Annotated in this window: 18 protein-coding genes and 1 pseudogene; 13 read left to right on the top strand and 6 right to left on the bottom strand. The window is 58.1% G+C overall.

Annotated features, from left to right (window positions below; genetic code table 11):
• The first annotated feature begins 364 nt into the window (after positions 1-364).
• The 6 genes from U5A67_RS29010 to U5A67_RS28985 all read left to right on the top strand — a co-directional run bounded on the left by U5A67_RS29010 (position 365) and on the right by U5A67_RS28985 (position 7597).
• Complete coding sequence (locus U5A67_RS29010; protein WP_321816988.1) at positions 365-1129, top strand: hypothetical protein; 765 nt, start codon at positions 365-367, stop codon at positions 1127-1129.
• On the top strand, positions 1129-2289 hold the full coding sequence (locus U5A67_RS29005) for a hypothetical protein (RefSeq protein ID WP_321816987.1): 1161 nt from the start codon (positions 1129-1131) through the stop codon (positions 2287-2289). Before U5A67_RS29010 ends, U5A67_RS29005 begins: the two co-directional genes overlap by 1 nt.
• A 149-nt stretch (positions 2290-2438) precedes the next feature.
• A complete protein-coding gene (locus U5A67_RS29000; RefSeq protein ID WP_321816986.1) occupies positions 2439-3596 on the top strand; it encodes a toprim domain-containing protein in 1158 nt (385 codons plus the stop codon).
• Positions 3597-4672: 1076 nt separating this feature from the next.
• Positions 4673-5104, top strand: a complete 432-nt coding sequence (locus tag U5A67_RS28995; protein WP_321816985.1) for a hypothetical protein — start codon at positions 4673-4675, stop codon at positions 5102-5104.
• Positions 5105-5668: 564 nt separating this feature from the next.
• Positions 5669-5989: a hypothetical protein gene (locus U5A67_RS28990; protein ID WP_321816984.1), complete on the top strand. Its 321-nt coding sequence runs from the start codon at positions 5669-5671 to the stop codon at positions 5987-5989.
• Between the two features lie 930 nt (positions 5990-6919).
• A complete protein-coding gene (locus U5A67_RS28985; RefSeq protein ID WP_321816983.1) occupies positions 6920-7597 on the top strand; it encodes a hypothetical protein in 678 nt (225 codons plus the stop codon).
• A 273-nt stretch (positions 7598-7870) separates the two neighbouring features.
• On the opposite strand, the gene U5A67_RS28980 is transcribed toward U5A67_RS28985, so the two are convergent.
• From U5A67_RS28980 to U5A67_RS28960, 5 genes and pseudogenes are all read right to left on the bottom strand, one after another.
• Complete coding sequence (locus tag U5A67_RS28980; RefSeq protein ID WP_321816982.1) at positions 7871-8083, bottom strand: hypothetical protein; 213 nt, start codon at positions 8081-8083, stop codon at positions 7871-7873.
• 699 nt (positions 8084-8782) lie between these two features.
• A pseudogene (locus U5A67_RS28975) lies at positions 8783-8902 on the bottom strand (LysR family transcriptional regulator); the annotation flags it as partial.
• Complete coding sequence (locus U5A67_RS28970) at positions 8899-9246, bottom strand: NIPSNAP family protein (RefSeq protein ID WP_321816981.1); 348 nt, start codon at positions 9244-9246, stop codon at positions 8899-8901. The pseudogene U5A67_RS28975 and the gene U5A67_RS28970, both read right to left, overlap by 4 nt.
• The gene (locus U5A67_RS28965; RefSeq protein ID WP_321816980.1) at positions 9243-10964 is read right to left on the bottom strand and encodes an FAD-dependent oxidoreductase; all 1722 of its coding nucleotides are present in this window, start codon (positions 10962-10964) and stop codon (positions 9243-9245) included. Before U5A67_RS28965 ends, U5A67_RS28970 begins: the two co-directional genes overlap by 4 nt.
• A gap of 34 nt (positions 10965-10998) precedes the next feature.
• A complete protein-coding gene (locus tag U5A67_RS28960) occupies positions 10999-11847 on the bottom strand; it encodes an SDR family oxidoreductase (RefSeq protein WP_321816979.1) in 849 nt (282 codons plus the stop codon).
• 124 nt (positions 11848-11971) lie between these two features.
• Between U5A67_RS28960 and U5A67_RS28955 the strand changes: the two genes are divergently transcribed.
• Complete coding sequence (locus U5A67_RS28955; protein ID WP_321816978.1) at positions 11972-12904, top strand: helix-turn-helix domain-containing protein; 933 nt, start codon at positions 11972-11974, stop codon at positions 12902-12904.
• On the opposite strand, the gene benC is transcribed toward U5A67_RS28955, so the two are convergent.
• On the bottom strand, positions 12875-15736 hold the full coding sequence (benC, locus tag U5A67_RS28950; RefSeq protein WP_321816977.1) for a benzoate 1,2-dioxygenase electron transfer component BenC: 2862 nt from the start codon (positions 15734-15736) through the stop codon (positions 12875-12877). The genes U5A67_RS28955 and benC overlap by 30 nt on opposite strands.
• Positions 15737-16359: 623 nt before the next feature.
• On the opposite strand from benC, the gene U5A67_RS28945 reads away from it, so the two are divergent.
• The 6 genes from U5A67_RS28945 to U5A67_RS28925 all read left to right on the top strand — a co-directional run bounded on the left by U5A67_RS28945 (position 16360) and on the right by U5A67_RS28925 (position 23182).
• Positions 16360-16743 (top strand): DHCW motif cupin fold protein, encoded by a 384-nt coding sequence (locus tag U5A67_RS28945; RefSeq protein ID WP_321817114.1) that lies wholly within the window; start codon positions 16360-16362, stop codon positions 16741-16743.
• A gap of 1359 nt (positions 16744-18102) precedes the next feature.
• Complete coding sequence (locus U5A67_RS28940; RefSeq protein ID WP_321816976.1) at positions 18103-19356, top strand: lipase/acyltransferase domain-containing protein; 1254 nt, start codon at positions 18103-18105, stop codon at positions 19354-19356.
• Positions 19357-19540: 184 nt separating this feature from the next.
• A complete protein-coding gene (locus U5A67_RS28935; RefSeq protein ID WP_321816975.1) occupies positions 19541-21367 on the top strand; it encodes an amidohydrolase in 1827 nt (608 codons plus the stop codon).
• Between the two features lie 413 nt (positions 21368-21780).
• Positions 21781-21954, top strand: coding sequence for a hypothetical protein (locus U5A67_RS28930; RefSeq protein ID WP_321816974.1), 174 nt, complete (start codon positions 21781-21783; stop codon positions 21952-21954).
• A 147-nt stretch (positions 21955-22101) separates the two neighbouring features.
• Positions 22102-22242: an integrase core domain-containing protein gene (locus tag U5A67_RS40780; protein WP_415767959.1), complete on the top strand. Its 141-nt coding sequence runs from the start codon at positions 22102-22104 to the stop codon at positions 22240-22242.
• 445 nt (positions 22243-22687) lie between these two features.
• The gene (locus tag U5A67_RS28925; RefSeq protein WP_321816973.1) at positions 22688-23182 is read left to right on the top strand and encodes an H-NS family nucleoid-associated regulatory protein; all 495 of its coding nucleotides are present in this window, start codon (positions 22688-22690) and stop codon (positions 23180-23182) included.
• Positions 23183-23361 lie beyond the last annotated feature (179 nt).

Below are 23361 nucleotides of genomic sequence, written 5' to 3'. Positions count from 1 at the left end.
GCGCTTAACTGCAAGCCAGACGTGCCGAAGCACGCGTTGTCTATCCCTCTGCGTCGGCACTTGTCCCTGAGCGTTCCACAAGGACCGCGCGCATGAGTCGTGTTCTGATCTCCCACGGGTCGGCGGACTAGAGGTCGGTAATGCGACGCTCAAAGGTCCGTTTGAGGGTCCTCACCGCTCGCTCGATCAGTCCATCTATCGCGACGATTCGGCCTTTCGCGATGCCGGCAAAACCCGCGACCAGCAACCCAACCTGTGGTCCTGCCAGACGCCGCAGCGCATTTCCCGTGTCCTTCGCCAGGGGAAATACGCTGGCCTCGCTTCCCGAATATCAATCGCCTCCATGAGGCATAGGGGAAGCATCATGAATCTGGAACTGTTTGGAGAAGTCGCGACTTCTCGGTCAATTGCCATACCCCCTTGCGTACTTCAGCTAACGCGGGAGGCCGATCTGGAGGAACAGGCAAACGACGCCGTAATCGAGCACGCCCCTGGGCCGAAACACAAGCCAAAACCTGTCAAGACTGGAATTTCGGTATGGAACGCCTTGATGGAAGACGCTCGCCGCCGCGCCCGCGACAAACAAGCATTTGCGGATTCTGAACCGACCACGGTCGAAGAGGACTCTGTTGGCGGCAACGATGTTGAGCCTCAGATGCCGGTAGGGTCCTTCGAGAATCTCCTTAGCTGCATCGAGGATAGTGACGGCCCTGAGGTGGTGATGTGCAAGCTGATGGGCAACCTCATGTGGAACGACCTTCGAGCCATCGTCAAGCGACGTAACGCGCTCCACCAGGATACCGGCCCCGACCTTTTCGGTTTCGAGGAACGTGATCAGGACGAGTTGCGTGTCTACGACGCGATGCAGTGGATCTACGGCTTTCAGGATCCTCGGCCAGCCGAGACGATCGACGGTGTCGCGGTAGTCGACGTGATGGTGTCTTTCGACTTTGTCTGTGAGCGTCTCGGTTGGGATGGAGAGTGGATCCGGCGGGTCGCTACGCGCTGTTTGCGTGAGCACTTCGCAGGCCTTCTTCTCACCATTGAGGCATTCGGCGACGAGGGTTTGCTGCTCAAATGCGTGCACAAGCTTGAAGACTATATCGACGTAACAGACTGGAGAAATTGATGGATAAACGCACCAAAAGGAATTTTACACACCCGCGGTTGGGGGTTTTCAATCTGGTCACGGTAGGAGTGCTTGTTCTCATCAAGCTGTTGAAGACCGCGTATCGTGGCCTCCGGGGCATGGCACGCTGGATCGGTATTGGCAAGGACGCCCCCGCAGGCGTAACGGCACGCCAGGAGGCAGCTCGCTCGAAGTTGAGTGAGTCTGTTGACGAGCCACAAGCGCGTGTTGTCCGTCGATCGACTTGCAGCTCGTCAATTAGCCAGGACGGCGAACCGCCGTTGATCTGGTCACGCAAACCGGCGATGAAATTCGCCGACAGCCACGCAGAAGTCGAGATCTCCGGCAAGCGGTTCAGGTTCTCGGTCTACCGGGCAGAGAACGAGATCCAGCGCATGGAGATGGGTAGTGCTCGCAAAGACAAGGCCGGTGCTCGCAAGCCGCTTGCGCCGTTCACGCGAAGCACTGCGGCAAGTGAAAAGGTCGCGTTTACGCTCGAAGAAGCGATCGAGTACACGCGCCGGGAGATCGCGGCGGTACGCCGACGAGGCAACAGTCGCAAAACTGACGCTCCAGCCGAAACACCGTCGTCGCATCCGGAACCTCAGCAGGCGATGGTGCAGAAGCACCCGTCCCAGCCATCGGTCGTTGAACCTACGATGGATGATGGTGTTCCGCCCTGGGCCGAGATGCCTTGCTTCGAGGAACTGGACGTGCAAGCTCCACATCGTGCCCCGGCACCCGAGCCTGTGGCCGCAGCTGTACCGCGCACCCGGGTTCGTGTCAAGCCGCCGGCACCTCCTGCCACTCAGCACCAGCACCAGTCAAGGCTGAACGGCGTCGAGGAGGGCGCCCCGGACTTTCACGGCGCGCGTCGCGTGACCGGAATGGTCGTCGGCTTCGGCATCATCGAGGTCAAGAAGCCGATGAAGGACCCGTTTGAGATCTACTCGATCACGTTGCGGACCGGAACCGGCGAGGAAGAGCAGTTCAGAGGTTATGAGCTCGAGAAGCATGTGAAATCCAATCGAGTTGCAGTCGGCGACACGATTAGTCTGAAGCGGGGGCGCCAACACTTCTGGCAAATCCGTAACGGCGTTCGCAAAGAAAAGTTGCGCAACATCTACGACTTCCAGGTCGTCAATCGCGGCCGCAGATAGTCGTTTGTAAAGATGTACGAGAGGATCCTTCGTGGTCCCGGATCGCCCCTTCGGGGGCTTTCCTGATGCGTGCTTCGGTACCCATCAGGAAGGCTCATGGTGAGTCTTCAGCCTTTCTATTTGCCAATCGCAGGCAAGAGGCATACACCATGAATGATTCGCAAGAGAAAGTCGACCTTGAATCCGTCGACTGGAGAAATGTGCTGCCGTACTACGTACAGGATGAGAATACTCTCAGTGGTCGCTGGGGGGCTTGTCCGTTCTGTACCGGTAGTTCGACGTTCCGCATTATCTGGGAGCGTCGCGGAAAGGGTGGTTCAGGTTGGTATTGCGCCAAGTGCGAAACCGGCGGGAATCTCATCAGTGTGATTCACGAAGTGACCGGCAAGCCGATTGGAGAGATCTACTATGAACTACGTACTAAGCGTTATAACCAGGGGATGGCGCCGGCGATCGTTGTTCCAAAGGTCACCTCGCGTCCGGTGAGAAATCCTGAGGAGCTTCGCTCGGAACTCCGCGCCACATGGGAATCAAGTCTGGCCATAACAGCTGCCTCGCCTGTCTGGAGCTACTTCTCGAACCGGATACCCGGGCTGCGCGCCGAATGGCTCGGGCCTGATATCCGTTACCATCAGGGCTTGCCTTACTATCTTGACGGCAAGTTCAAGGGGAAGTATCCGGTCTTCCTTCAACGACTCGTCGCTGCTGGCGACAAGTTAGCGAGGACGTTGCAGCGATGCTATCTCACTGCGGAAGGTGAGAAGGTGCCCTTCGTCGACTCGAAGGGGAAGTCGGCCGCGAAGAAACAGATGTCGTCCCCCGATGGACCAGCTGGCGGATCGACGCGGTTGAATAACGCCGTTTCCCGGACGCTGGCGCTGACCGAGGGGGCGGAGAACGGATTGGCCGTCGTCGCGAAACATGAAAACAAGATCGAAGTGCGCAGCCTGCTCGATTGCAACAATCTGAGCAACGCTGACATCGACTGGGGCAGGTACGACACGATTCTGATCTACGCCGATCGAGACCGCGAGCAGGAAAAGCGGGCAACGAAAGGCACGGGTGGTGAAGAACGCGTTATCAGGATTCGCCCGGGTGAGCATCACGCTGACCTGTTGGCGGCAAAGCTGCGGGCGATGGGCAAGCGCGTCGTGATCATCGCATCGGTCCAGGAAGGTGTGGACTTCTGCGATATCTGGAAGCTGCAATACGAGCGTCGCACGAAGCGGCTTGCCGATCGCGCGGTCCGACTCGAACAGAAGGAGCGTCTGCGTGAGCAGACAAAGTCATTTCGTCGTGCCGCATGACGAAGCATGACGGTCACCCCTCACGGGGTGGCCGCTTTTTTATTGCCTGTCCGCGACGAGCCGCAAGGACGTGCGCAGTGGGCCTGCCGACAGACCCCGCAAGCAGAGCCACGCGCTCATCTCGGTGCGCGTGACCCGCCCGCCATGCCGCATTGCTAGCCAGGACGCGAAGACATTGGTAAAGCATTTGCGCACGTAATGTCACTGATCCTTCACGCGTCAAATTCCATGACTATCCTTAATATACAGCGATTGCCTCATTAAGCACCCACCTCGGCCCTTCGGGCCAAAAACCCGCTTCCAAAAGGAGGCTTCAGTTTTCCCTAGGTACTAATCTGCTGCTGCTCATCGGCCGCGGGATTACGGGTGGGCAAGCCGGTCGGGCTCGCATCAGCCAGTTCGTGTTCGATGACGTCGTGCCGTCGTTCGACTGCATACCGGATCCTGATGAAGAGATTGGGGGCTATCGCGCGGTGCTCGCACCGTTCTGCGTCGAGACAGTGCGCCAATGGGTTGACGGGGCGAGACCACCGCCGTGCTTGTTTGCCCGGCGGCGACTGCTAACTAGGCCTGTTGTCGCTTAACCTGCGCCATCGCTTCCCGATACCCCTGGTCGAACGCAGCCTGTGCATCCTAGTTCGGAGATGCCTGCGCCGCGATGGAAAAGCAACTGAGAATAGCCACTATCGCCACGGTGGCACGCCGCATCAATAGAGGAAGCATGCTGAACTCCTCTTCGAGATTGCCTGGAACCCGCGGTCGCGGGATCACATAGATACTCGCCTGAGTCGCAATGAACGCAAGTCGACGGCCAATCGGCAACACCATAAATGGCGAGGGAACGATTTAGCTCTCGCCCGTAACGGGCATCCGCTTCACACGTCGTTGGTGAGCCGCGCGAATATCCGGCCGATCGACGCGTCTTTCTCGCCCATGTGCAAACTGAAATAGGCAGGTCTGCCAATTCTTAACGTAGAAACCTCGGGTAACGTTACGAAGTCTTTCAACCTGGTGCGGAAGCTGTCGGTGCGCTTATTGTGAGTGTGCGTTCACCATTTCCTTGGAAGCTACCGACCATGAATAAAACTCTGCTCGCCATCGCTATCGCAGGCTTTGCGACTCTGCAAGCTCACGCCGACGAGTCGGCGCCGCCGCCCCCGCCCCCTGAGCACCACGCACCCGAGTTCGCGGGAGAGCCCGGTCAACATCATCCTTTTGGGGGCCCTGGCTTCGACGTGATCAATGATCTCGAACAGTTGCGTCGCCTTTACAGTATGACCAACCGCCCCGAGGACATGCTGCACGTCTATCACGAGGTCCTTGAGAAGTCCCGCGACCCCGTTGTTCGTCGATTCGCCTATGACGCCCTTGCGCGCGAGCAACTGAAGCCAGCCGATCCGCTGGCGGCGATCGCGACGCTGCACACTAGCCTCGAAGAGGATATCGAACGCTCGAACAAGGCCCCGCACTTCGACCTCGCGCAAAAGAAGGGTCCGCCACATCCCTGAGCCAGGTCGCGCCAGTCCGCGCGCTAATTTCAAGCGGGATTACATCACTTGAACGGTCGCGCGGCGACCGCGACCGGATCGACGGCCAACCACGTATCGCTGATAGCGCACACCGCCAGCGATTGTCTATGCTGGAAGCTCAATGTATGGCAGGCGCCTGCGCCAGTACGGGGTGATCCGCATCAGCACGGCAGACGCCGCGACGAAGCTTGCACTTCAACTCGAAATGACACAACGGATCAACAGATCGGGCAGTGGCTTCTCTTGTTTTCTAAATTGTCTAAGGAGGCGAATTCGCATCTGTGCGGCAGGCACTGAATGAGATTGTGGTTATTGAATGAAATGGATCCATCGTCATTTTCCTTTCGTGATCTAAATTTCAGCTTGATCGTTGGAATGTGCATCTGTTAAAGTTAATTCAGCCGTTCGATCGGCATCTTTAGCAAAGTTCAATTCAGACCAGCGTGTTATGACGTGCCGCGTGCTTCGCAGATGCTTCTGACTCTGCCGAGTGCACTGCACGGACTCCTTTATCGTTGCCTCAAGTGGCAAAAGGAGTTAATCATGAACACGATCATCAATAGCAATGTCTATCAACTTGTCGATCATCTCAAGACGAGTGGCTGGAATCCGAGCGAAAATGACGTGAATGGCGTCAACTCGTTCGGAATGCGACCGGTTGATGTAGCGGCACAGGCAGGTAATGTGGACGAATTCCTCGCAATCGTATCTCACCCGAGATTCGAGATTCGTGGCACGCGGATTCGTTACTTTGCCTCAATGCTTCGTGACTATCGTGGTGATGCTGATGATCGGGCTGCTTATGCACGCCTGCTTCCTCACATTGTCACGCTTGAAAATCGCCAACACGCTGTTTCTGCGTGAACTAAGGCGTTCTACGTACACCGTCTCCCTTCGGGGAGCGGTGTATTTCCCTAAGCAAAGAGATCATGCGCTCGTTTGAGATTAGTTCTCAAACGAGCGCATTGGGCCGACTTCGCGCCTAGATGGGCTGACTTCGCGCCTAGAGAATGAAATGGACTCCAGTCCCAAGCCTGCGGCGGGAGTCACGAATCATAAGGAGACGCCGGTATGCTTGCCTGTCGGCAGGCTGTGCCGTCCGCGCCAACACGCCCTGGCGCAACGCGTCCCGGTTGCTCGCCAGCAACTCGCACCGGGCTTTTGGGTGCCTGTGCTGATTCCGGTAATCCGGCACGATTAACATTCGTGTGCGTTCTAATCACCCATCCAAACTCTTCCCGATCTGAGCACTTCTTATTTGGATTTCCTCGTATCTTTGGGCGCCGCTTGCGACTCGTCGATACAAGAAACATTTCTCAAATGGTCGATGAGGCCCTTCTGCCGCACGTGGGAGAGACGCCTCCCACACAAGAGGTGTTCGATGATTTGGCGCACAAGGCTGTCGAATACATCACACATCGACTCCGCATGAATCGGCCAGATTGCATATTCTTATTAGTTCGGTATATGAATTAATTGGATTCCAATCCTACCGCCGCGCACCAGTGCAAAGCGCGAATGTGATAAGGCAACGAATGGCAAACTGAAATTCAGGTTGCAATCCAGTCGAAACGCCGAAATAAATTGAAATAATTTACCTATCTGAATGAATAGGTAGAAAAAACTAAAAAATATTATACCCTTTGCTCGCACCGACCAAGCTGATACACAAGACGGTGTGGCTACGGGGGAAGTACGTCTTGAATTATATTTATATCATTTTTGATGATGTATTTTTATATAAAAATGACGACTTCTTTTTATTGAGTTTTCTATATTCGAGAGTAACCTTCAATGAATACGTCAGCACCGTTCGTAGGACTTGAGAAACAAGATTTCGAAACCTTTCAAAATACAATCAAGCCGGTTCTTGATAATTTCCTTGCCGATAATCCTCCCCCTCACGGTCAAATCGTCGAAAAAGATAAAGCGATTCGCGACATGTTCGACATGATTCAGGGCGGATACGAAATCCCTTGGACGAATTCGAATGCCAATGCAAACGCTGCAAAATCCGTCGGCATTAGCGCATGTACCGCCAAAGAAATCACGGTCGCAATTGACTGCTTTTCCGTTTTCTTCGAATTTCTGGGTGTAACACCAGACGTTTGCACCAAAGCCGCAACGGCACTCATCGGCGAGCTTACAAAGGCCCAACTAGACAGCCTCTCAAAGTCGTTTCAGGCCATCAGTGACGCCGATGGTGCAGTGGATACAGCGACTGCGGTCTTTAACCTGATCTCTGGCATCTACGATTTGACCGGCATTGGCAAAATCCTCGATGCGCTCGAAGACAATATGTCGTGGTACCACTGGTTCATCGTCGGTGTCGTCGTTACCGCGCAAGCGGTGGCATTATTCGCGAGCGATGGCGCTTCATTTATTGCTGAGTTGATTGTGATGACTGCTTTCCTTACTCAACTCGGCATTGATGCAGTGTCAATGGCAGACGCCTGCGGCTGGATATCATGAAGGCCGAATGTGCGGATCATTGATTGAGCAGCAGAGCTGAGAGCGCCCCTTCCAAAGGCCCACACGGCAATTTATGTGTAAGCAATGCTGCACATGGGGGGCATTTCTGTGCGTTATGCTCGAAAAGTGAATCTGATGAGAAACGCGTGTTTTTATCAACGCGCGTTAGACCGCCGCTCAACGAGCGGCGGCAATAGGCGTACGCCTTTTGACCCTGCACAATTGTTGTCAGTCGGTCCTGCGGGGCGCGTCGGAATACGCTCGAGCGCGCAACTAATGACCGGTAACCAACGCCATAGTCTTCCCGTTGCGATCAAACGGGTCAATCAGGCGATCCAGATAGTCACTCGCTCGTGCAAACAATTCGAGCCGGACGGTGCTCAGCATCGCGTCGTATTCGTTAACGGCTTCAGTCAGGCCCTCCACCAGCGTTGCGGGTAGTTCGTCCCACTCGCCCGTTGCATCTCCCCGGTGCATGAAGCTCATCAATCATCGCTCGACCGAATCGAACTTTTCCGGCGGAAGCGCGCTGTGGCCTGCTCGAGCGATGTATCCGCTTATGACGCAGACCTGCGCCAGATGATTGACCGATCCCGCGATCGGCGTTGCCGCTGCGGGCGCGCTCGAGGAAAAGGCGCGTGCGCAGAATCAAGTCCAAGGCCCGGTGTCGCGCCAGCGGCAGAAGGAGGGCTTTTCTGCCCCGATGTGAAGGTTTTCGCGTGGCCATGACAGCGTGAGTTTAGATAGATCCGGTCGTTGTTGGGGCACCCGCGCGAGTTTCAAGTGGGCTGACGCTCGGCGGGCGCAAGAGCAATCTGCAACCGGAAAAATGCTCGCCCGATCTAGTTCCTCGAATCGCGTATCAGCCGGGACGACTTGCGCTTTAACTGGTGACGCGCGATTCGAAGAGCAGCGCGGGAAGACTTTACCTCGGTCCGTCGTCGCGCCGGGTCAGGACGGGATTCGTTGAGCGCGCGCAACGCCAGTTCGCCCACACGATGTCACGTGGAGGCGACGGCGTCCAGCACACGCTCGATCTATCACCGCAGCGCGGACTCGGCTTTCGCGCAAGGGTGCGGAATTCGAACAACAAGCTCCGTACCGCGGCCGTTGCAATATGGGCGAGGTCGATTTCAAGCATCGAGCAGCGGAAGGTGCCCTCATAACGGCTGCGCCTATTCACGGTTTGCTCACGGCACTTTGTGTGAGGCTCAGTTCTTCCGCAGCAAGCGTAAATGAGTTGTGGCGGGCAGCGCTCTCAAACGCACGCAATGCATAGACAGGGGGAAGGGGGCTCGTTTTCACTCTGCGACACTAGCCAGCGCGGCGGCACGAATGAGCCGCGTCTCCTGTGCCACGATCAGATGGCCCGATGCCTTGAGATAGGCCGGGAAATCCGGATGCGTATCGCGTGCAAGGCACCGTCGTTCGTAGTCTGGCAAATCATCATACCCCCACAGGTGGGTGAACTGATTCTGCGGCCCGACCAGACTTGTCCAGAAGCCGAGCGGATGTCCAAGCGTCTCGCGCAGGATCGGCATCGCGAGCCTGTCGAATACGTCGAGAAACTCGGGCATCTTGCGCAGTGCGATGGTGTAGACCCGGAAATCCACGAGGGGCTTTGCCAGAAATATGGGTTGGGTATTCATGCGTACACCTTCTCTTTGCGGGCCATCGCTTTGGCGGCAATGGCGTTACCGGTGACATAGCCGAAAGTCATGTTGGGCCCATGGGTGATGCCGGCGCCCGGATAGTTGCCGCCCATCACGCTGCGCCGGTCATTGCCGACCGCGTAAAGGCCGTCGATCTGGCTGCCGTCGGCGCGCAGCACCTCGCCAGTGACGCTGGTTCTGAGGCCGTCGAACGTGCCCAGATCGCCCATCACGACCTTCAACGCATAGAAGGGGCCGGTCGCGATCGGCGCAACGCAAGGATTGGGCTGATTGTCCGGATCGGCGAGATAACGGTTGAACGAAGTGCGTCCGCGTTGAAACGCCGGGTCTTCTCCGCGCTCGGCGTCGCGATTGTAGGCAGAGACCGTCTTCTCGAGCGCCTCAGGAACGATCCCGCAATTGCGCGCCAGCTCGCCGATCGTCTCGCCCTTGACGAGGTAGCCTTTGCCTATCAACGGCCACACTGGCATCGGCGCGGGTTTCGCATAGCCGAGTCCATACTTGCCAAGCGCCACCTTGTCGCAGATCAGCCACATTGCCGTCTCCCGTTCACGCTCGCAGGCGCGCATTAGCGCCGCGCCGACATCGTGGTAGGAGTTCGATTCGTTGGTGAAGCGCCGGCCGTTGCGCAGCACGCCGATTACGCCGGGCTTGTAGCGGTCGAGCAGATGCGGGAATACGCCGGTGCGGCCCTTGCCGAAGGGCACCTTCGAGACCGGCATCCAGGCCGACGCATCGGCGAAGCCGAGCGCCACGGCACCCCCAATCTTCTCCGCCATGTTCAGCCCGTCGCCCGTATTGCCGACAGGAGTAGGCGAGAGATGCTCCCCGCCGCGTTTCACATGCGAATAGACCTGCGCGATGCGCTTGAGATCGTGCGGGAAGCCACCGCAAGCCAGCACGACGCCGTGCCGCGCGGTGATCCGCAGGTCGCCGTCCGCTGCGCTCGCGCGCACGCCGACTACCTTGCCGTCCTTGCTCAGCAGTTCCTTCACGGGGGTCGAAGTGAGAATCGGAATGTCGAGCGCCAGCGCCGACTTCGCGAGCCTCGCGGCGAGCGCGTTGCCGCTCGTGACGTTGATCCCCCGCCGGTAGAGCGCCAGTTCCCGGAGGTGCGTGGCCAGGCGCCGCGCTACGTAGAAAAACGAAACAATCGACCTCGTCACGCGGAAGAAGTGTTTGAGGTCCGCGTTCGAGGAATTGAACATCATCCCCATGAAGGTGATCGTCTCGAGCGGTGGCTTGAGACGGCGCATGTCTTTGCCAAGCCCGCGAATGTCATAGGGCGCGGCGAGAATCGAGCGGCCGATGTCGACGCCGCCGCGCGCATCGGGGTGATAGTCCGGATAGAGCGTAGGCACGAACTTCATCTCGGTCTCCCGCTCGAAGAACTCGACCATTTTCGGCCCGTTCTCGATAAAGCATTCGACCGCGGCGGCATCGTAGTTGCTGCCGGTCTCGCTCATCATGTATTCGCGCACGCGCTCGACGGTGTCAGCCGGGTTCTGCTGCCGGCCATACTTGCTCAGCGGAATCCACAGGACTCCGCCCGACAGCGCGGTGGTACCACCGAACACAGGCTCCTTTTCGAGCACGATGACATCGAGGCCACGCTTTTTTGCAGTGATCGCGGTAGCGAGGCCCGCGGCACCCGATCCGACCACGACCAGGTCGCAAGTGATCTCCTTGGTCATATCTACTCTCCTTGTCGTTATGGTGTGTTGGTGCTCACGCGGCCGCCGGGGTGGCGTTGAAGCCGGGGCGCGGGACCATGTCCATCAGCATGCAATCGAGCCCGCCGTCGACCAGTACCTCCGCGCCGTTGACGTAGGCAGCCAGGTCGGAGGCGAGGAACAGGGCGGGGCCGGCGAGGTCCTCCGGCTCGCCGATGCGGCGGCTCGCTGTGGCGGCGGCGCGGCGAGCCTCGAAGCCGGGCTCCTCGTAGAACCTCGCGGACAGCGCGGTTCGGATCATGCCGGGCAGCACGCAGTTGCTGCGCACACCGCGTGGGCCCCATTCCGCCGCCAACTGACGCGACAGCAGCAGCACGGCCGCCTTGCTCGGGCTATACGAACCGCTATTGGTCTGCGGATTGAGTGCCGCAATCGAGGCAACGTGAACGATGCTGCCTTTGCCCGTGGCCAGCATGTCGGCCCCGAAAGCTCGAGCGCACAGCAGATAGCCGGTCAGGTTCACTGCGATGGCCTGGTTCCAATCCGCGATCGACACCGTGTCGAGAGGTCCGGCCCGCAGCAGCCCCGCATTGTTGACGAGCACGCTGGCCGGGCCGAGCGCTGCGCGAACCGCGCCGGCAGCCTCGGACACCGAGGCTTCGTCCGACACGTCGCAGCCGATCGCCTGCGCCACCGCACCGGCGTTCTGGAGTTCGGCGGCGACAGCTTCAGCGCCACCAAGATTCCGGTCCACCAACGCCACATGTGCTCCGACACCGGCGAACGCGCGCGCGATACCGGCACCGATGCCACTGCCCGCACCCGTGACCACGCAGACCTTTCCGTCCAGGTTTAGCGAGTAGGGGGCCGACGCGGCGGCATGATTTTCGAATTTCTGTCTCATGTAGTTGTCCTTTCTGAAATTTTCGATGCGATTTCGCTTGCGGAAGTCCGTATCGCCATTGAACGCCCCCAGCGCCTATGGAACAATGGACAGAGATCACATAGAGCAGGACATAACGTGCATCATGGCCAATGACACACAGCGCCGCCGGACCGTTCTGCATTTCGCGCTCTACGGCGCGGAAGCCGACCAATCCTGGGTCGACATGGTCCATTACGAACGCATTCCGCTGCGTGCCGGCCGTTTCGACTTCGACATCAAGCCGCACGTCCATGACGCGCTGATCCAGGTGCTCTACGTCACCGCCGGGGGCGGCGAAACCTTCATCGACGGCAAGAGCTGGGCAGTCGAAGCACCATGCCTGATCGTCGTGCCAGCGCGCTCGGTTCACGGCTTTCACTTTCGCAGTGACGTCGACGGTCACGTCATCACCGCCGCGCAGTCCGCGCTGGAATCGCTGGCGATGACGGCCGCGCCCGAACTGCTGGAATTCATCCGCACGCCGACTGTGCTGTCGATCAATCCCGAGGTCGAGCGCGGCACGTCTCTAGACACCCTGTTCGAGTCGATCGGGCACGAGGCGGAGAGCCACGAGCGCTGGCAGTACACCGCGGGCGCGGCGCTGACGATTGCCCTGTTCGTCAAGATTGGGCGCCTCAGCGAGAGCGTCCGGCTTGCAGCCAGTTCCGAGCAACGGACCATGGCCGGACGGATCGAGCGGTTCCGCGCCCTGCTTGACCGCCATTGCCGTGAGCGGCGGCCGGTCGCCAGCTATGCCGACGAGATGGGCGTGACAACCGGCCAGCTTTCCCGCATCTGCCGCGCCGCATTCGGAAGCTCGGCAATCGAGGCGATCGATGCGCGCTCCATCCATGAGGCGAAACGGTTGCTCGGCTATTCGACGCTCAGCGTGAAACAGATCGCCAGTGAACTTGGCTTTCAGGACGAGGCCTATTTCGGCCGGTTCTTCCGCAAACAGACGGGGCTGCGGCCAACCGAATATCGCGCCGCGGCCCACGACCGATCCTTACCGAATGAGAGGGCAAGCGCCGGTTGACTCGAGCGTCCCCTCATCCGCTTCAGGCCGCGGTAAGCCACCGAGTTTCACGAACAGCTGCTCCGGGCCGGAGTTGGTCAGATTATTGCCCCGCACATACTGGATTGGCCTTGCTGGATCGAGCGCAATATCGCCGACCTTGCGGGCCAAAGCCTTCGTCGCGATCAGCGTCTCCAGCTTCGCGAGCGGCGCGCCGAGGCACTTGTGCATGCCGTTGCCGAAACCCAGATGGCCGCTGGTATCGCGGTCGATGTCGAATGTCTCGCCGTCGGCAAACTTGCGGCTGTCGCGGTTGGCGGCCGACAGCAGCAATCGCACGACCGCGCCCTTAGGCAGATCGACGCCCGCGACAGTGGTCGCCTCGGTGGTGATGCGGCTCACACGCTGGACGGTTCCGCGATAGCGCGCCACTTCCTCGACAAAACGGTCGGCGTCGGTGGGGTTCTCTCGAATACGTCCCAGCAGTTCCGGCTGTTCAGCGAGCATGCGAAAAGCGTTGGCGACAAGGATGGTCGTCGTGTCATGCCCGGCTATGAACACAAAGGCACACAGCTCCTTCGCTTCCTTTTCCGAGAGCAGCCCGTCCTTCCACATGCGCGCAATATGCCCGCCGATCGACTGGCTGCCGGTGAGAACGAGCCGCTCCATCGCCTCCTTCAGGTAGGCGAAGAAACCCTTCGCGCTCTGCTCGTCGGTGCCGGTCCCCGGCGCGTTGCGGGCGAGGCGCCCGAAGTAGCTGAAGGTCTCGTCCGACCAGAACTTCATCTTCTCCTCATCTTCGTTCGGCACGTCGATCATCGCGGAGATAGTTGAGATGCTCAGCGGGATGGCGAAATCGTTGACGACATCACCGCCGCCTTTGGCAATCATCGCGTCGAGCAGGTTTTCCGCTTTTTGCGCGATCTGTTCGGTAAAGGGATCGAGGGCCAGCGGCAGAAAGGACGGCTGGACGACTTTGCGCAACCGCGTATGATCGGGCGCATCGAATAGCGTGAGGAAAGTCAGTGGCGGCGGGCTGACGACCTCGGAGGAGAACAGCTTCGGATTGCGGATCGCCTGATAAACATCGTCATAGCGCGAGAGAAACCACACATCGGATGTCGCCGACTGGCAACGCAGCACCGGCGCATGCTCCCGCATCCAGCGATAGTGCTCGTACGGGTCGCCTTGCGAGCCGTCATCGACAACCTTGAATGGCTCCAGCCCTTCGGGCCAGTCCAGTTCGTGTGAATAGGGCGGAAGGGTCTTGGCCGTGAATGGGCAGATCTGCGGCGCACTCTGCGGCACGGCAGCCGGGGCAGCCGGGGCAGATGGGGCAGAGGGTGGCGCTGCGACGATGGGTGCCGTCTTGCCCGACGTCATACGCTCCAGCGCGCGGCTCATCGTGGCCTTGGAATGAAGCGCATGCAGCGCAATCACGTCCCGTGCCGCGTTCAGGTCGCCCAGTTCGAAGGCGGCAACGATGTCCCGGTGCTGCTGGACGATATCGCCGACGATCTCGATCTGGTCGGTCAGCGCGCGAGCGATGTAGTTCTGTACGGCCAGTTGCCGGTAGAGCGCGATCAACTGGGCGTTGCCGGAAGCTTCGATCGTGAACAGGTGGAACGCGTGGTTGGCCTCGATGTAGCGGGCAACGTTGGTAAAGCGCCGCCCGGACACGAACGGCGCCGTTGCCTCGGCGAGCTGGCGGAACACGATCAATTGCTCGCTCGACAGCCGGCCTATAGTCAGTTGAGCCGCTCCCAGTTCGAGCGCCATGCGCAGGTCGAAGGCTTCATCGACATCGACAGGAGCGATGCGCTCCTCGCCGGTCTGAACCACGAGGCCGGTGCCCGCGAACTTCTCGTAATAGAAGTTGCGCGGCGTCAGCCCTTCGGACGACAGAAAATCGCGCACCGCATCGACCATCGGCGGCGGACCGCAGAGGTAGACATCCGCATCCCCACTGTTCAGCTGGGAGGCGCTGATGTGGTGGGTCACATAGCCCTTGTTGGGATAGGCACTCTCGGGACTGGCGACGGTGCAGGCATAGGCGAAGTTCGGCAGGCGCTGCGCATAGGCTTCGAGCCGGTCAATGCCGACCAGATCCTCGTCGGTGTTCACACCCAGGATCATGTGGATCGGGTACGGACTGCCGCCGTCTGCGACGATCTTGTCCAGCATCGAGAGGAACGGCGCGAGGCCCGTGCCGCCCGCCAGAAACAGCAACGGCCGCTCGATGGGACGCAGGTAGAAGCTTCCCAGCGGGCCGCGAAATTCGATTTGGTCTCCTACTTTGGCGGATTCGCACAGCCAATTCGACATCACCCCTTGACGCACATTGCGCACGAGGAAGGACAAACGCTGCTCGGACGGCCCCGAGCTGAAGGAGTAGGAGCGGGTCTGATCGGTGCCGGGCACCCGGATGTTGACATACTGCCCGGGAAGGAAGCTGAGATCCGCGCGTTTCTCCAACTCGACCGAGAAGGTGATCGTGGTGTCCGACGCTCGTTCGCGGGCGACGATCCGTCCTTGGTGGGAGGACGGGCCGGAACCTGAGACATCGGAATCCGTGGCGAGCTGGATCACGCAGTCGGAACGTGGGCTCATCTGGCAGGTGAGAACCTTGCGGGCGCTCGCCTCTTCGGGGCTGAGCGCATCGTCCACGCAGTCGCCCAGTACGTAGTCGCCGGACTCGCAGACCGCCTTGCAGGTGCCACACACACCATCACGGCAGTCGAGTGGAATATTGAGCTTGGCGCGAATGGCCGCATCGGTGACGCGCTCGCCCTCCTTGCACTCGATGAAGCGGGTCACTCCGTCCTCAAAACGGAACGTTATCTGATGGGCCATGGCGGTGTCTCCTCTAGATGCGCCCGACCATTCCGCAGCGCTGGCGGTTTGCTCGGACGGGGCGGCGCGCGAGGTAACCTTGCTTCTCGCAAGCGCCTGGTGGATTTAATGCCACCAATTTAGAGCCTGAGCCGCGTCGCACTCAACGGACGGAGACGACGTTCACCCGGACAAAACGTGCATCGTGGTGGATGCCGGATGATTGGAGTAATTCGGACGTCGCTCGCCGGCCACGTCCGGAAAAAGGCTAACGCGTATATCCCTCGGGAGGCAGGTCCCGAAGGACTGCCACGCAGGTTTGCGTCACGAAGAAGGCAGTTTGCGTCGAGTGACTGGCAGTTGAGACACATGTCAACCATTCGGACCTTCAATACAACCCACGAATGTCCGGTGTGGGGAAAGATAGATACCCCTTCGGGTCGACCCCGGGCAGCCGCGTCGGGCGAGAGCCGGCCATGACGCGACACTCGCCACTCGTCACCACGATGTGGATCGTCAACAATCCACTTGGCGAGTGTGTAAAAATCTTCAGCTTCTCAAGTCCGTCAGATGCGAACGTCAGTGGCGGATCGCGACGGCGGATTGACCCGAGTACGGGCCCGACCTTTAAAGGAAGCGACAGAATGAAAATGGATGCGTTTGCCTTCGGCACGACCAACTGGGCGGAAATCGAAAAAATAGAGCACCCTGGGGAAACTGGCATGGCCTATTGGCGCACGCAGTTCTTTGGTGAAAAGCCGAACCAGATCCGTGTGCGGATGGTGGAATACACCCCGGGCTACCTTGCGGATCATTGGTGCCAAAAAGGACATATCCTGTTCTGTCTGGAGGGCGAACTTGAAACAACGCTCAAGGATGGGCGGAAGTTCGCTTTGACCACAGGCATGAGCTACCAGGTTGGCGATAACGCGGAGCCGCATCAGTCAATCCTGAACATCGGACAGGTGCGGTGGCGGTGTTTGGCAGTGAGGCACGGTCGAGCTTGTCAAACTCTCGCGCTTGATTGACGTCCATAAATTTGCGAAAGGGCTGTTCCTTTGTTGGGCACAGGTCTACCGCAAGAAGTCGGTCGGACGCTTCGGCGCGAGCGACGCCACAGCACGGGGCGGCTTTTTCGTTATCGTATCAATTTCAGATGGGTAAACATGGGGCGCTTGACCAAGAGGTGGAAACTCAACCTTGCATTCATATGCTTAGGTCTAGCCATAATTACCGGGTGGCGAGTCAGTCAATCTGCATACAGACACAAGTTCTGCATCTTTGGTACGCCTTTACAGGAAGAAACGACGCGCTGGAGGTGGCCGAATTTGAGTGGGCGGCGTAGCAGGGAGCAGGTACTCAAGGACGAGATATCGTGTGCCTGCACTCAAACGGATGCGTTGCAACAGGACTGCAGCGCTATATATCCGATTCCGCCTGAAGCGACCAACAAAGAACTTGAGGGGTGGGCCGATTACTTCTCCTATATGGGCACCCAGACAAGTAAAAATCAGTGCATGTTGAAGAAGGGTTATGCGCCTGCAGTCGAGAAGAAGTGGACCTGTCACTGGCACCACGTTTAGGCGATCTCTCGCAGCTTTCGTCCAACAACGGACGTTCGATACATAAGGGAGGATTTCGGACAATTCATGCACGTCACGGCCTACCGTAAGCGATCTTTGTTGTTGCCATCATCTTCCGGTCGGAGGGAAAGTGCGTATGCGCTACTTTCAATCAGAAGTTCCATTACATTGCCTTTTTGCCGACCTATAGACGACCGGCCGCTGTGCCGTTGCGAAAAGTCATCAGCTTTCTGGTAGGTCGACAGTCTGCTCCGGGTCGACACCGGCAGTTCGTAGCCGGCGATGGCGGTGCTTGCCGCGGAGAATTGGATTCCGATTGCCTTTGCAATGGCAACTGTACGCGGCGACCAGCCCTGTCGCAAACCGGAAACCGAGCTCAATGGCGACTTTAGCCTATCTTGTTGAATAGGTAGAAAAATCCTCGCAATGCAATATCCTCTGTCGGTGCGAATTTTATTCATACGAATAAAATGAAGCCACGGGGCCCGACGCTGGCGGATTATTCCTTTTGCCAAATTTTACAGGAAATTCGAAAGATTTTTTTTCCTGAATTATATTTATTGTAAATTAAGTCAATTCTGCAAAACAATCGGAATTAATGTTATTTGCGTCTTATATCATGCCGCAAATAACATTTTGCTATCTCTGGAAAGCGACGATACAACCGGCCCGCTTGCCAGGTTCAATCCCCGCATCACCATCCATACTCGCCCGTGCGAGGCTGGGATTCCGTGGATTCTTCCGATGTCAGGCAGGATACGGGATCGCTGAGCGCTGCTGTTCTTCATCTACGCAGGAGACCTTATGCAAACCACCGACAATATTGTCATCGCTTTCGTACCCGGTACGTCGGCATCGGAATTAAATACCCCCGTCGACGCTGCCGAAATGCCCAATACGAGGGTTTGGCCCGAAGCGCTGGAAATACGCCACGTAGGACCCTATTCTCACCACCATGAAGATAATTACTGTTCGGCTATCGTCAACGAAACGCCATTGACCGTTGGCGATCTCGTCGATCAATTCACGATCGGGCTTGATTTCAAATGCTACCACTCGCTCATCCACTATATGCAGACGAAAATGGGTTTCACGAGCGCCATCTCGAAAACCTGCTCGCCGTTGTATAGCAAAACAAAATATCTTGATGAACCGCTGGCGAAAGTCTTTTATCACTGCCCTTACGATTGGCGGCAAACTAATCAGGTATCGGCAGGCATGCTTAACACGGCACTTAACGAACTCGACAGCGTATACGCAAGCAAGGGTCAGACCTATAAACTCTATATCGTTGGGCATAGCATGGGAGGGCTGGTCAGCCGATGCCTGCTCGAAGATCCTGCATTGCAAAGAGGGAACTGGTTTCAAAACACCCAGGCGCTCATCACGCTGGCAACGCCGCACTATGGCGCGCCGCTTGCGTTGAGAGCGATCCTTGGGCAAAAGATCGCTGGCTTCCTAGAAGCTGGGGCATATGTAGATTTCATCAAGGCGGTGGTGGACAAACCTGAATTCCCGTCGACGTACGAACTATTGCCACCGCCTGGAAAGACTTTCATTCAGGATAGCAGCGGTAATTCTCTGGATATCTATACCGATGACACCAGCGCACCGTTCGTGCAGGCGCTCGACCAGCTCGGTTTTTGCGCGGAAAGTCTGGGTAAGGCGAAAGACTTCTTTTCGACCCTTACCGTCACGTCGCCGGAGAATACGCCGGTGCCGTATTACTGTTTTGTCGGAACGGGACACGAGACTTTCGCCAATAATGACGGCACGCATCAACTGGCTTTCACCTATCAAGCCGGTTCTGATGATCCGTTCAAGGCTTCGCCGAAAGTGCTGGAAGGCGATCGCGTCGTTCCGCAAGATAGCGCCCGCTTCATTTTTCAGCTCACCGATCCGCAATGCCAGACGTTCCCCTATACACACGGACAGATGGGCGGCTCCGACATGGACGGTCATCCGGGCGCCATTGAGGCGATGCTGAAACTGATCGGTCTGCCGGTGCCGCAAGCCGCTCCCTCGGCGCAACCCCAGACCGAAACAAGCTCGACTTAACGCGCGCAAACGCGCTTCGGGAAAACCTCGTGGCCTCTTTGCAACAAAAGACGGCCGCGCCATTTTTTGCGTTTCAACAATGAGTCGAAGGTCTAATCGTTCCGTGCAATGAACGCATGATCGATGGCGTGCCCGGGCGATTGCCGCTTGCAAAACACGAAGCAGAATCGATAAGGAAAAGAACATGTCGAAAGACGTTCATTTTGGCTGCGCCTGCTGCGCGCCGCATTTCATCCCGCCGTTCGATCTCGACACGCCGCAATGGAAGGAGCGCATTGCCGCCCTCCCGAAACGGAGACCCAGCGACGACAACACCGCAGTGCTTTTTCACGGCGGTGCGATTTATCCCGACCCGACGAAACCGGATCTGCGCGTCGAGGCGATAGGCATTGCTGGCCACGAGGTCATCGCGATTGGCTCGCTTCACGAGGTGCGCCATCTGTTGGGCTCGCGCCAGTTTCACGAGCGAAAGCTTCGATGCGAGCAGACACTACTGCCAGGCTTGATCGATCCGCACGCCCATCTGATGACGAGTGCGTTGGTCAAATCCTGGGTGGACCTCAGTCCTTTCGACGGGCAGGAATTGCGCTCAGACTACGGCATCGATTACATCGAAGTACAACTCAAGGCGGCACTCGAAAAGGCGAGAATCGCGAATAAGAAATGGGTTAGCGGTTTTGGCGTCGATCCTTCCCTGATGAAAGCCTGGTTTGAAATCGATGCGGAGTGGCTCGACACGATCAGCAAGGATCTTGATATCGGCATTTTTCTGCTCAACGCGTCCGGTCACATCAGCTACGTCAACACAGTCGCGCTGACGCGCGCCGGAATCGAGAAAACCTATCCGCAGGGGGTTTTGACCGAGGAGAAGTCCACCGCAGTATCGCGCTTGCTGCCCGTGTCGGACGACGAGATCTTCTCTGGCCTGAAGGCCGTATTCGCGGAAGCCAATCAGCGCGGCATCACAACCATTTTCGACGCCGGCCTCGGCATGCTGAATGGGCCTGCCGAAGTCGAATTGATGCGCTCGCTCGCGAAAACCGAGGTGCTCACAGTCCGCGTAGGTGCGGCGTTGTATGGTAACAAACCGGCCTATCTGGCGTGCTGGCTTGCGATGAACCATCCGGAACTCGACAGCAAGGCCGACGAACTGTTCAGCGTTCGCGCCATCAAGCTGATCGCGGATGGTTCCAACCAGGGCCTGACGGGGTTTCAGGGCGTGAAGTACAAGTGCTGCGACATTCATAAGGTGCCGGGCGTAGGCCCTTATGGTCTGTTCAATTTCGAACCGGCGCGGCGGTTGGCGAAGATCATGCAAAAGGTGGCCGACGCCGGCTGGCCCATCCTGACCCATGCCAACGGCGACGAAGGTATTGCAAACGTGCTGTCGGCCTATCAGTTGGCGCTCAACACAGTGAACGCTGCTGGGGAGGATGAGGGCCCGGCAAAATCCACTGCGCGCCACCGGGTCGAACATGCTTCGCTTCTGCACGACGGCGCGTTGCTGACCATGAAGCAGATGGGCGTCTCGCCAAGTTTCCTGATCGGCCATGTTGGCTATTGGGGCAAGGCATTCCGCGACGTTATTCTCGGCGAAAAACGTGCGGACCTACTCGATCGATGCGCGTCGGCGCTTGCGGCCGGCATGCGCATCAGCCTGCACAGCGATCACTTCGTGACGCCGTTCGGACCGCTGCGTTGCATGGAGCAGTCGATCGGTCGCGTGATGGAAGCGACGCGTGCGTCGTCGTGCGACTCGGACGAGGAAGTGTTGAACGTGCGCGAGCGCCTGAGCGTTCAGCAGGCGCTGCGCGCGGTCACGATCGACGCGGCCTGGCAATGTCACCTTGACCATCAGATCGGCTCGCTGCTACCGGGAAAACAGGCCGATTTCGTGATTCTTGAGCAGAACCCGCTGCACTGGCATGCATCTGACGCGGCGGGCATGCGTGATATCGTGGTTCTCGAAACTTGGGTGAGTGGGCGCAAGGTTTTCGGAGTGCTTCAATAAGGCGATGCATGCGTCTTTCGCCTCCTGAGTCTGGAGGTTGGCGTTGATTGGGGAATTTCTCCGGGAGCATGAGAAAGTCGCGAATCGATGCACTATCAGTAAAATCCGTGGCCGTCCCGAAATCCCAGGCTCGCTCGCCAGCCTGGCGATCTCGCGCCGGCACTCGAGCGGATGATTCGGTATGCCTTTGCGGCCCGATTTCTTCGGTTGTCAAAGTAGTTCCCACTACTCGATGTGGTGGGGACTACTCTGGCAATTTCTGGTCAGGCCGTCGAGACGGTACAGTGGACTCGCTTACGGTCGTTGTCGCGTACGCACGCAGATGAAGCGCATGGATCGAGGAGCATTACTGCAAGCCGAACAGGCGCTGGCTCAATGCACATCACAAGATCTGGCCGTACCTGCTGCGCGGCATGAAGATCGACCGTGCCAATCAGGTGTTCGCGTTCGAGATGACGTACGTTCCGAATGCGCGCGGCTTCGTGTTCCTGACGGCGGTGGTGGACTGGGCGAGCCGCAAGATTCTCGCGCACCGGGTCGCCATCACGCTGGAAGCCACGCACGCAGTCGAGGCGCTGGAAAGTTAGCCCACTACGGACTGCCAGACATCGTGAATACCGATAGGGTAGCCAGTTCACGATGGGTACGTTCAGCGAGGCCGTGCTGAGCCGGTGCGTGCGGCTGTCGATGGACGGTAAAGGGGCCTGGCGCGACAACGTGTTCGTCGAACGCGTGTGGCGCAGCATCAAGTACGAAGGGATTTACTGCGAGCCTACCAGTCCGTCAGCCATGCCCGGCGCTGCATCGGCGACTACATCGGGTTGTACAACCGGAAACGGCTCCATTCGAGCCTGGCGGATCAGACGCCGGATTAGGCATACGGTGCGACGCTGCCTGCTATCAAATCGGCAGCATGACTGCCTCGGACCTTCCAATTATTAATATCGAAAACCTGTCCGAACGAGCGCTGCCATCTCTCCGGCGAGGGCGGGTTCGACAGGTTGAGGGATGAACTGGAGCAGCCACTCCTGAACTAGCAGATGAAAGTTGACTAGTTATATGTTATGAAACGTGACATGGATGGCGTCCATTGGAGCGAGTGCATTCGTTGTAGGCGAGTACATCTCGATTTCCGAATCCACTCATCTTCACGATTCGGGCAAACGAAGTGACTCAGTGTTTGTCAGCCGATTGCTATGCGGCGGACAATTGGTAACGCTCAAATAGAGATATCGGATAATCCCTTATGCTGGCTTTCTCACTTGTGCTTCGCGATGTGGCATAGTGAGCAAAGATATGTCCACAAAGGAAAAAGTCTCCATGGCTACGCTCGAAGCAATTCAGGAAAAAATCGCAAAACTCCAGGCGCAAGCAGAAGTCGTCGCTTCCGCAAAATCGACTGTCGCTCTCGAAAAAATCCGCGACCTGATGGCGAAGTACAGCGTTAGCGTGGCCGATATTGAAGCGTTCGTTGGCAAGCGTCGTGGTCGTAAGCCTGGAAAAGCTGCGGATGCAAAGTCGGGTGTCTCTGCGCCGAAATATCTTGATCCGAAGACGGGCGCAACGTGGACAGGTCATGGGCGCGCGCCGCAATGGATTGCTAATGCGAAAGACCGCAGCAAGTTCCTGGTCGATGGCGTAGCAGCTTCAAGCAGCGGTGCAGTGAAGGCGAAAGTGGGTAACTACGTGCGCGGCCCGCAGCCTGCCTTGTACCAAGACCCGAAGTCCGGCGCCACCTGGAGCGGTCGTGGTCGCGCGCCGGCCTGGATTGCCAACGCAAAAGACCGCTCGCGTTTTCTGATTAAGACGGCGTAAAGCAACGTCATGCCTGCGAAAGGCCGCGCCGACAAGGGCGGCTCTCATAATCGTTGGCGCCGAGCGTAAGAGGATGGCGCCGAATCGATGTTGGTGCGCCTCCCCAGCCTCAATGGGAGCGGACTGTATCGTTCTATAAATCGAACGGCTTCGTCGACGTGGGGCCGCGGTTGAAACTG

This window comes from Paraburkholderia sp. J69-1, from assembly GCF_905220255.1.
In the GTDB taxonomy this organism is placed as follows: domain Bacteria; phylum Pseudomonadota; class Gammaproteobacteria; order Burkholderiales; family Burkholderiaceae; genus Paraburkholderia.
The sequence above is the reverse complement of the archived record's forward strand: the minus strand, read 5'-3'. Positions and strand labels throughout refer to the sequence as shown.

Coding starts and splice junctions, on each gene's coding strand:
- U5A67_RS29010 (WP_321816988.1), top strand. CDS start 365: ATGAATCTGGAACTGTTTGGAGAAGTCGCGACTTCTCGGTCAATTGCC.
- U5A67_RS29005 (WP_321816987.1), top strand. CDS start 1,129: ATGGATAAACGCACCAAAAGGAATTTTACACACCCGCGGTTGGGGGTT.
- U5A67_RS29000 (WP_321816986.1), top strand. CDS start 2,439: ATGAATGATTCGCAAGAGAAAGTCGACCTTGAATCCGTCGACTGGAGA.
- U5A67_RS28995 (WP_321816985.1), top strand. CDS start 4,673: ATGAATAAAACTCTGCTCGCCATCGCTATCGCAGGCTTTGCGACTCTG.
- U5A67_RS28990 (WP_321816984.1), top strand. CDS start 5,669: ATGAACACGATCATCAATAGCAATGTCTATCAACTTGTCGATCATCTC.
- U5A67_RS28985 (WP_321816983.1), top strand. CDS start 6,920: ATGAATACGTCAGCACCGTTCGTAGGACTTGAGAAACAAGATTTCGAA.
- U5A67_RS28980 (WP_321816982.1), bottom strand. CDS start 8,083: ATGAGCTTCATGCACCGGGGAGATGCAACGGGCGAGTGGGACGAACTA.
- U5A67_RS28970 (WP_321816981.1), bottom strand. CDS start 9,246: ATGAATACCCAACCCATATTTCTGGCAAAGCCCCTCGTGGATTTCCGG.
- U5A67_RS28965 (WP_321816980.1), bottom strand. CDS start 10,964: ATGACCAAGGAGATCACTTGCGACCTGGTCGTGGTCGGATCGGGTGCC.
- U5A67_RS28960 (WP_321816979.1), bottom strand. CDS start 11,847: ATGAGACAGAAATTCGAAAATCATGCCGCCGCGTCGGCCCCCTACTCG.
- U5A67_RS28955 (WP_321816978.1), top strand. CDS start 11,972: ATGGCCAATGACACACAGCGCCGCCGGACCGTTCTGCATTTCGCGCTC.
- benC (WP_321816977.1), bottom strand. CDS start 15,736: ATGGCCCATCAGATAACGTTCCGTTTTGAGGACGGAGTGACCCGCTTC.
- U5A67_RS28945 (WP_321817114.1), top strand. CDS start 16,360: ATGAAAATGGATGCGTTTGCCTTCGGCACGACCAACTGGGCGGAAATC.
- U5A67_RS28940 (WP_321816976.1), top strand. CDS start 18,103: ATGCAAACCACCGACAATATTGTCATCGCTTTCGTACCCGGTACGTCG.
- U5A67_RS28935 (WP_321816975.1), top strand. CDS start 19,541: ATGTCGAAAGACGTTCATTTTGGCTGCGCCTGCTGCGCGCCGCATTTC.
- U5A67_RS28930 (WP_321816974.1), top strand. CDS start 21,781: ATGAAGATCGACCGTGCCAATCAGGTGTTCGCGTTCGAGATGACGTAC.
- U5A67_RS28925 (WP_321816973.1), top strand. CDS start 22,688: ATGGCTACGCTCGAAGCAATTCAGGAAAAAATCGCAAAACTCCAGGCG.